At 60.3% G+C, this 7,118-nt stretch carries 7 protein-coding genes and 1 pseudogene; 2 read left to right on the top strand and 6 right to left on the bottom strand.

Annotated elements, in window-relative coordinates:
- Positions 1-330: 330 nt before the first annotated feature.
- Together GHO03_RS22960 and GHO03_RS22955 are read left to right on the top strand one after the other, a co-directional pair.
- Positions 331-1,923, top strand: a complete 1,593-nt coding sequence (locus GHO03_RS22960) for a collagen-like triple helix repeat-containing protein (RefSeq protein ID WP_178110355.1) — start codon at positions 331-333, stop codon at positions 1,921-1,923.
- A gap of 193 nt (positions 1,924-2,116) precedes the next feature.
- Positions 2,117-3,037: pseudogene (locus tag GHO03_RS22955) on the top strand (POTRA domain-containing protein); the annotation flags it as partial.
- Here the strand turns inward: GHO03_RS22955 and GHO03_RS22950 are convergent.
- The 6 genes from GHO03_RS22950 to GHO03_RS22925 form a co-directional block, all read right to left on the bottom strand.
- Positions 2,986-3,372, bottom strand: a complete 387-nt coding sequence (locus tag GHO03_RS22950) for a TadG family pilus assembly protein (RefSeq protein ID WP_256668748.1) — start codon at positions 3,370-3,372, stop codon at positions 2,986-2,988. The pseudogene GHO03_RS22955 and the gene GHO03_RS22950 overlap by 52 nt on opposite strands.
- A 336-nt stretch (positions 3,373-3,708) precedes the next feature.
- Entirely contained in the window at positions 3,709-4,296 is a 588-nt protein-coding gene (locus GHO03_RS22945; protein WP_095001057.1) for a DUF4136 domain-containing protein, read from the bottom strand.
- 28 nt (positions 4,297-4,324) lie between these two features.
- Positions 4,325-4,939: a DUF4136 domain-containing protein gene (locus tag GHO03_RS22940; protein WP_095019795.1), complete on the bottom strand. Its 615-nt coding sequence runs from the start codon at positions 4,937-4,939 to the stop codon at positions 4,325-4,327.
- A 23-nt stretch (positions 4,940-4,962) separates the two neighbouring features.
- Positions 4,963-5,712 (bottom strand): methyltransferase domain-containing protein, encoded by a 750-nt coding sequence (locus GHO03_RS22935; RefSeq protein WP_153400584.1) that lies wholly within the window; start codon positions 5,710-5,712, stop codon positions 4,963-4,965.
- Positions 5,709-6,014 (bottom strand): nucleotide pyrophosphohydrolase, encoded by a 306-nt coding sequence (locus tag GHO03_RS22930; protein ID WP_095001060.1) that lies wholly within the window; start codon positions 6,012-6,014, stop codon positions 5,709-5,711. Before GHO03_RS22930 ends, GHO03_RS22935 begins: the two co-directional genes overlap by 4 nt.
- A 202-nt stretch (positions 6,015-6,216) precedes the next feature.
- Positions 6,217-7,071: a MaoC/PaaZ C-terminal domain-containing protein gene (locus tag GHO03_RS22925; protein ID WP_130872249.1), complete on the bottom strand. Its 855-nt coding sequence runs from the start codon at positions 7,069-7,071 to the stop codon at positions 6,217-6,219.
- Positions 7,072-7,118: the final 47 nt, after the last annotated feature.

Below are 7,118 nucleotides of genomic sequence, written 5' to 3'. Positions count from 1 at the left end.
TGGAAAGGATGGCTGGTTGAAGGTGCTCAGTGTGCCAAGGGTGGGGGACGGTTGGCTATTTTTGCAGCGTCTCCCTAAAGTAGAGTCGCTGCTGGCAGTGTTTTTTCGGGGAAGTAATGGCGTTGATATATATGGTTTTTTTACTGGCGTTTAAAACCAAAGTATTAATCATCAAGAAGGGGGCAAGGTGTTTTATATAAGGGGTTAATACCAAGTTGTGAATTGTTTGATAAGGCCCGCGGCGTTGTTATGTACCCAACGGACGAACGTATCCCCGACACAGAGCAGGGAACTTCGAACTCAGGCATAACAGGTGCAAGGGACTTAATCATGAATACTCAACTTTTTCTGAAAACCAGCACAGCGCTCCTCTTGGTCATGACTGTCAGCCTGGCTGGCTGCAGCGGCGGCGGTGGCGGCCACAAGAGCTATGTAGCCAGCAGTGATACCGGTACTGACGCAGGTACTGGCGGTGGCACTGACGGTGGCACTGACGGCGGGACTGACGGTGGTACAGGCGGTGGCACAGACGGCGGCACTGGCGGCGGTACCGGTGGTGGTACAGACGGCGGCACTGGCGGTGGAAATGGTGGTGGTACAGACGGCGGTACTGGCGGTGGTACAGGCGGCGGTACAGGCGGCGGTACTGGTGGTGGTACAGGCGGTGGAACTGGCGGCGGCACTGGCGGAGGCACAGGCGGCACCGGCGGTACAGGCGGTACAGGCACAACTCCTCTGGTTACAGGTCAGGTCGCAGGTCAGGTCGGCAGCGCCCTTGGCGGCGTGGGCACCACGGTCAGCGGGGTTGGTGGCACCCTGAGCACCGTGCCTGTGGTCGGTACCGTGGCTGGCGGCCTGGTGACCAATACCGGCAATGCCGTGACCTCCGTAACAGATGGCATTACTGGTGGCCTGGGCTCGCTGGGTACCGACAAGAACTCCCTCGGCCTGACTGTCGGTGGTGTTACCAACGCGGTTGGTGATGTAGGCAAAGGCGTTTCGTCAGTGGGTACCGGTCTGAGCACCGTGCTGGACAACACCCCGATCAGCCAGATTCCGCTGGTGGGTGGCGTGGTTGGCAAGGTGACTGATACCACGGGCGGGCTGGTCAACAAAGTGGGCACCACGGTGACCATGATCGGCAATACCCTGACCACCGATGTGAGCAGTGGCAAGCTGGGCGCCTTGACCGGCGGCGTAAATGACAAGGTGCTGGTGCCGGTGATTTCCCTGGTCGAGAACGTCACGGGCAAAGTGGGTACCACCACAGGGCTGGGGGCACCGGTAGATGGTCTGCTGAACAAAGTAGGCGGCACCGTGAGTGGCCTCGGCGACAAGGTGACAGCTACCGGCGGCGACAACCCGGTGACTTCTCTGGTGGGTGGTGTGCTGACCGGTGTAGGCGGTGCGGTTGACAAGGCTGGCGGCTACGTGAATCCGGCAGCGGGCTCCACAGGCAGCGGTACTGGTACTGGTACCGGGACAGGGCTGGGTGGTCTGCTGGGCGGGCTGGGTGTGGGCGCAAGCGCCGGGGCCGGGGTTAGTACAGGTGGTGTGAGCGCAGGTGCGGGGGCCGGTGCAGGCGCTGGTGCAGGCGCTGGTGTAGGCGCCGGGGTTGGCGGTCTGCTGGGCGGTCTGGGTGTGGGGGCAAGCACTGGCGGCAGTGTCGGAGCTGGTGCTGACACTACAGGTGCAAGTGCAGGTGCAGGTGCAGGTGCAGGTGCAGGTGCAGGTGCAGTCGGTGGTGTTGGCGGTGTCGTCGGTGGGGTAGTTGGTGGTCTTGGCGGCTTGCTGGGTGTCAAAGTGGACTCAGTCAACAACACTGCCGATACAACAGCAGGAGCCGCGGGCGCTGGTACAGGCGGTCTGGGCGGGGTACTTGGGGGCGTGGTTGGCGGGCTGGGCAACTTGGGCAAGAAATAACTGAAGAATATTGCACCTGGCCGGTTCGACGGCCTTACCTACAGCGCCTACGCTTGGTTGGGACGAGAGATTCAGATGAGTCTCTCGTCTTTTTTCATGTGCAGATTGTAGGACTGATGCTCGGGCCGCTTTGCAAAGCATTCTAAAAATAAAGCCCTTCGTTATGTCGCCGTAGTTGAACATGGAGTGTCCTATGCGTAATTGCGTTCCCTTTTTGTTGTTGGCTCTGGCCCCGTACGCGGGTGCCGAGACCCTTCCGCGTTTTCTCAACAGCAATGACAGCATGCAAACCCTGCCCACGCCCAACCTGCCGGTGGATGCCTATCGCCCTGCGGCGCCTGCGCTGGAGCTACCCAAGCCGGCGGCTGCACAACCCCGGCCACTGGAAATGGGTACCCGCCTGACCATTCGCAAGTTGCAGATCGAAGGTGGCACGATCTATCCGTTGCCAGAGCTGGGGGCGGTGTACAAACCGCTGCTGGGCCATGAAATCACCCTGGCCGAACTGATCGAGGCCACACGCAAGATCACCAAGCGTTACCAGGACGATGGCTATTTATTGTCCTATGCGTTTTTGCCTCAGCAGAACTTCGACCAGGGCCTGGTGCGTGTGGTGCTGGTTGAAGGCTATATCAGCGAGTACAAGGTTGACGGCGATATCGGGCGGGTCAAAGGGTTTGTGGATGAGCTGGTCGATAAGCTCAAGGGCGAACGCCCGCTGACCCGCAAGACGTTCAACCGCTACAGCACGCTGTTGAGCCGCATCCCCGGCGTCACCCTGGAGGCGCAAGTGCCACCACCCGGCACCACCGATGGTGCATCGACGCTGAGTATCAGTGCCAGCCGCAAGCCCTTCACCACCAGCATGAGCCTGGTCGAAGGCAATCGCAGCAGCACCCAGGCGCTGCTGGCGGCCAGCAGCAATTCGCAAACGGCCATGGCCGAACAATTGACCCTGAGCGGGTTGTTTCCCCCGGGCAATGACAAGGAGCACTACTACCGCCTTGATTACAGCCAGTACCTCAACGCGGAAGGCACGCAGTTGAACCTGTTTGGTTCCAGTTATCGCAGTGATCCAAGTACCGCCGTCAAATTGGTATTCAGATTAAACCCGTTTTTGGAAAACATACTCCACAAGCCTCCGGCCACGCTGGTCGGCACAGTGGTGGTGGCGATTACGCGAATGGCATCGGATTTGGTTGCGTCGGCAGTGAATACCCGCAACTGGCTACTGTTGGTGCTCAGGGTGCCGCAAGTGGTGTTTACTTTTTGCACGCTGCCGGGGGTGAAGCTATTGCGAGTGGCACTCTGGTTGGCGAAACCGGCAGCAGTACTGGCGCCAGCACAGTTACCGCCCCGACTCACCGCCTCCAGCACCGCCATATCCGCCACGCGCTGCAACTTGCGCTGCTCCAGGTACAGGCGCCCGCTGTCGACCACCAGCAGCATAAACAGCAGCACCATGCCCAGCGTCACGGCAGCCATGAGGCCGATTGCGCCATGCTGCTGCCGGGGACCATAAAAACCCATACCGCGTAGTTGGGGAGACATCGAGCACTCCTGATGCTGGAACAGTGCCCAGCGCTAACTCTCCAAAGTTTCAGCGAGTGTAGACAAGAAGTGATCGGTGCGCTGGCCAGTTGCCAGTTTTATAAGCGCGATGTGAACGGTTAATCAAAAGACAACGACAAGTGGTCAGAAAAACAGTGTAAAAACCAACTTGCTCACGAAAGTATTAATGCCAACTTACTTATATACATCGTGAGCAAGTTAATGCTGCGTAACTTACTTGGGCGGATACGTACTCAGGATCTTGGTGACTGCTTGCTGGATTGCAGCGCTGCGTTCAGCCGGGGTCGGGCTGCTGTCGACGACTTTCTCTGCACTGCCTCGCCACACCAGCTTGCCGTCTTTGGCATCGATCAGGTCGATCTGCAGCGTACCAACCTGGTAGACCACGTTGCGGGTTTCGTTATACATCGGTGCGCCCCAGTAACCTTCCCACGGGCCGCCCCAGTAACCCCCCCACGGCCCGCCCCAAGGGCCACCGTAGCCGTAGTTGGTCACCACTTGCTCCTGGCGGTTGGCCACGATCAGCCAAGTTTGCACCAGCAAGTCCGGCTTGCTGCCTGCCGCTACCGGGCGCAGGCCGCGCTGGTCCAGCTGGCTGCTGACGGCCTGGACAATGCGCTGCTCGGTCAGGTCGCTTCTAAGCATCGGGTTGTTGGGTTGGTATTGCACGGCAGGGTCTTTCCAGGCCCAGGTACGGAACTGGGCGAAATCGACAGCAGGGTTGTAATCATGGCTGACCTGCATGGTTTCGCAGGCACTGAGCAGCAGGGCCAGGCCCAGTAATGCAATGCGACGAAGCATGATGATTTCTCCACTTCACTATTGAGACTCAATGGGGAGGGTAAGCCTGTACTGCCTTGTTCAGTGATTCGCGCAGGGCGTCACTGCGTTCGCTCAGGCTGCCTTTACTGCTGGTTTCTGCACTGGAACTCCACACCGGCTGGCCGGTTTTACCGTCATACAGGTTGAGTCGAACCACCATGACCTCAACCTCATAAGTACGTATGACGGGGACAGAGTTGTACATGCCGTATTGGCTGCCGTAGCGGCCGTAACCGCTGCCGTAGCCGGCCCCGTAACCATAGTCGTCCTGTACCTGGCGCAAGCGTTTTTCGGTGTGCAAATCAGCACTGACCCAAAGATCCGCCGGACGGTTGGGTTGTGCCGGGCGCAAGCCGCGCTGGTCCAGGGCATTGTTAACCGCTTCGGCGATTTGCGCCGAGTCGGCCCATGCCGTGCCAACCGGCAGCCGACCATTGAGCCAGGCCCAGCTCTGGTAGCGCCCGTAATCCCGTGGCGGGGCCGGGTAGGCACTCAAGTCCAGGGTATTGGCTGCCTGTGCCGGAGCCGGAGGCATGGGCATTGAGGTGGCGGTGTACGGGTTGGGGCTTTGGCAAGCGCCCAGCCCCAGGCTCAAAACGATCAAGGCAACGCGGCGATACATCATGCTCTCCCCCGCAGGGCGATTTAAACCGGGCGACACACCCAATGAAGATAACGTCCCAGCCCGGCAAACGCAGGGTGGCGACGGTGGGCCAGCTCCATTTCAACCAGGGCTTCAAGCTCGGCGCGGGCCTGGAACTCCACTGGCATGTAATCGTGAAACACCCGCACGCCGCTTTGGGTTTCGACCTGCCACAGCCCTTCGAGTGCTATGGCCAGCTCCCGTGGGTCGAGTGGCTGCTGCGGGGTGAGGCTCTGTTTTTCGCCGGCCATGTCGTTCTTGCGCATCTTGCGAAAGTGCCCCTTGAGCAAGTTGCGATAGATCAGCGCGTCGCGGTTGTAAAACGCCAGCGACAACCAGCCATCTTTGGCGGTCAATTGATGCAGCACCGGCAGGATCGCGTGGGGCTCGGCCAGCCACTCCAGCACGGCGTGGCACAACACCAGATCGTACGGTTGAGTCAGTTGGCCCAGCAGCTCCTGCCACGGCGCCTGAATAAAGGTGCCAGTCTGGCCAGCTTCGGCAAAACGCTGGCGGGCGCCTTCCAGCATCGGCGCGGCCGGTTCGGCCAGGGTCACATCGTGACCTTGCTGGGCCAGCCACAAGGACATATGGCCCAGCCCGGCGCCGATATCCAGCACCCGCAACGGGCGTTTGGGCAGGGTTTCCTGCAGGTCGGCCTGGAGCACGGCCAGACGAATCGCACCCTTGGCGCCACCGTAGATTTTCTCGGCGAAGCGGGTGGCCAGTTGATCGAAGTGACGGTCACTCATTTGTTGAAACGCCTTTCATTGTCGGCCAGTTTATTGCGTACCACTTCATTCATGTCCAGGCCCAGTTCGGCACAAAGCAATACCAGGTACAGCACGATATCGCCCACTTCCTGGCCGGCGTGGGTGAGCTTGTCGGCAGGGAGCTGGCGTGACTGGTCTTCGCTCAGCCACTGAAAGATCTCCACCAGCTCGGCCATTTCGACACTGGCGGCCATGGCCAGGTTTTTCGGGCTGTGGAACTGCTTCCAGTCGTTGTTATCGCGGATGCGATGCATGCGTCGGGTTATTTCGTCGAGGTTCATTGCGGGCGTGCTCTCCAGAAGGCGCAAAGCTTGCGACCGAACGGGGATTGGTGCAAGTGAAAGGCACGGGCAGCCCGGCGGGATTTTCGGCTCGCATGCCATCCTCTGTGGGAACGGGCTTGCTCGCGATGCAGGCGCCGCGGTTTAACAGGTAAAACGCGCGGATGCCATCGCGAGCAAGCCCGCTACCACAGGGGGGTGGTCAGCTAACCGGTCGCCAGTTGCCGATCAAGTGCACCAGGCCGTCATGGCCATTGAGCTGGAAGTCGCCACTGGAACCCGCCTCACTGCTGAGCAAAATCACTTCGCCGGGCAAGCGCACCGGTTTTTTGAAGGCAACAAAAACCTCAACATTGGCCGCCGGCAGGTGCGAATTGAGTGCCGCCAGTGTTCGGGCTTTTATCCACAGGCCGTGGGCAATTGCACTGGGCAGGCCAAACAGCTTGGCGCTGGCGGCACTGAGGTGGATGGGGTTGTAGTCGCCCGAGACTTTGGCATAACGCCGGCCAATATCGGCGGGGGCATACCAGCGGGTCAGTTCGCTCAGGGCCACCGGCGCAGGATCGTTGATTTGGGGCAGGTCGCCCGGCAGTTCCACGCCTTTGCACAGCAGGGTGCTTTCGGCCTCCCATATTGGCCCCAGCAGATCGTCAACCTGGGTGACCACCTCGAAGGTCGCGCCCTTGGGGTGTTTTTGCAGGTTGTGTACATATACCCCGATGCGCAGCTGCGTCACGCTGCCCATCGGGCGCAGCAGACGGATCCGATTGGTCAGATGAATCAGCCCCAGCAGCGGGAAGGGGAAGTCCTTGGCAGTCAGCAACTGCATTTGCAGACCGAAGGCCAGGATGTGTGGATAAGTGGGCGGCAGCAATGGGCTTGGCACCAGGTCGCAAACATCGCGAAACGCCGCCAGGGCCTTGGGCTCCACCTCGACCCAGCAGCGCACACCTTGCTCCGGCAAGGGGCTGGAGGTGATCTTGCGCCGGGCCGCGGCATGGGCGTACAGCGCGGGCAAGTGCGGTGGGCCGCTGAGGTCGAGCCATTTCACGGTCATGGCTTATGCTCCCAGAATACTTTGGCCACACACCCGCAGTGCCTGGC

Origin of the sequence: Pseudomonas sp. FSL R10-1339, from assembly GCF_009600545.1 — a bacterium.
GTDB lineage: Bacteria > Pseudomonadota > Gammaproteobacteria > Pseudomonadales > Pseudomonadaceae > Aquipseudomonas > Aquipseudomonas bubulae.
The sequence above is the reverse complement of the archived record's forward strand: the minus strand, read 5'-3'. Positions and strand labels throughout refer to the sequence as shown.